Genomic DNA, 1,629 nt, shown 5'->3' on the forward strand with positions numbered 1-1,629 from the left:
GCTCTCCGACGGGGAGAAAATACTGGGGCGCCTGCCCTCCTTTACCATATCGGGCAATCTGTTCGACTTTTACGGCGGGGACTTCATAGGCTCTCCCTGCGACAAGCCCATCACCCAAAAGAGAACGCCTCTCATCAGGGTAAAGGCTCAGCCCATGGAATGAGCCGGAGGAAAAAAACGTGCTGAAGAATCTTTTACTCATGCTGCTTCTGCCGGCGGTCTGCCTGGCTGCCGGCTGCGGCGGCGGTACTCCGAAAAACACCCAGGCTGCAGCCGGACGGAAGACGCCGGCAAAGACCGTCCCCGCCGATATGGCCGCGGACAGAGAGGCCCTGATAGCCGCTTATCCCGGACTCTTTACGCAAGAGACCTATACGGACGGGCAAACGGGGCTTTCCATTGCCTGGAACCTGTTTCTGCCGGAAGGATACGACCCCTCCGGTTCCTACCCGCTGGTGGTTTTTATCGCAGACTCCTCCTGCGCCGGCAAGGACCCGTCGGCTTCTCTCACCCAGGGCCGCGGCGGACTTGTGTGGGCGGCAAAGGAATGGCAGGCGGTACACCCGTCCATAGTTGCCGTTCCCGCCTATCCGGTGACCATCCTTGACGACCATGACGGCTATACGACGACGGAATACGTGGAGCTGACCAAACGCTTTATCGACTACGTGTCCGGCAAATACGCGGTGGACAAAAAACGCATCTACGGCACCGGCCAGTCCATGGGCTGTATGACCACCCTGATACTTGCCTCGGAATACCCCGACCTTTACGCGGCCTGTATGTTCGTGGACGGACAGTGGGATACGGAGGCGTTGAGGGGGCTGGAAAAGCAGACTTTCGTCTGTTTCGCCGCCGAGGACGACGAAAGAGCCTGGCAGGGAGCCCGGGAGCTGATGAAGCAGTTTGACGGAGACGGCGTATCCTACGCTTACGGACAGTGGGATGGAAATCTCCGTCCGGAGGGACTGACGGATGAGACCGGGAAGCTCTTCGGAGACAAAAACAAGCGGTATTTCATCTCCTGGAAAGCGGGGACCGTGGAGCCGAAAGCCATGCCCTCAAGACAGGACTCCGCTGACGGAGTCCCGGCGCCCGGACCGGGCGGCGACAGGAAGCCCGGAGACGAAGGCATGAAGAGCGGCAGCTACCACATGGCCTCCTTTGACTACGCCTACAACTGTGTAGCCGTTATGGAGTGGCTCTTCGCCCAAAGCAAATAGGCGGCCCATGCACGACATATGGAACCCCTGGCACGGCTGCAGAAAATGCAGCGAAGGGTGTATGAACTGCTATATGTATTATCTCGACGCTATGAGAGAACATGACGGCGCGGATATATACAGGACCAAGGCCGGCTTCGCATATCCCCTGTCCAGGGACCGCAACGGCCGTTACAATGTCCGTAGCGGCGAGATGCTCAGGGTCTGCATGACCTCGGACTTTTTTCTGGAGGAGGCGGACCGGTGGAGGCCGGAGGCCTGGGAAATCATCCGCAAGAGGCCGGACGTGAAGTTTTTTCTCCTGACCAAGAGGCCCCACCGGGTCCGGGAGCACCTGCCTCCGGACTGGGGAGACGGCTGGGAAAACGTGATGCTGAACGTGAGCTGCGAAAATCAGCGGCGGGCC

Annotated in this window: 2 protein-coding genes; both read left to right on the forward strand. The window is 59.4% G+C overall.

Annotated elements, in window-relative coordinates; all coding sequences use genetic code 11:
- The first annotated feature begins 179 nt into the window (after positions 1-179).
- Entirely contained in the window at positions 180-1,223 is a 1,044-nt protein-coding gene (locus IK083_04865) for an esterase (GenBank protein ID MBR4748888.1), read from the forward strand.
- Positions 1,224-1,230: 7 nt separating this feature from the next.
- Positions 1,231-1,629: DUF5131 family protein (locus tag IK083_04870; GenBank protein MBR4748889.1), on the forward strand; the 399-nt coding region annotated here is incomplete at its 3' end.

This window comes from Abditibacteriota bacterium (genome assembly GCA_017552965.1).
Classification (GTDB): domain Bacteria; phylum Armatimonadota; class UBA5829; order UBA5829; family UBA5829; genus RGIG7931.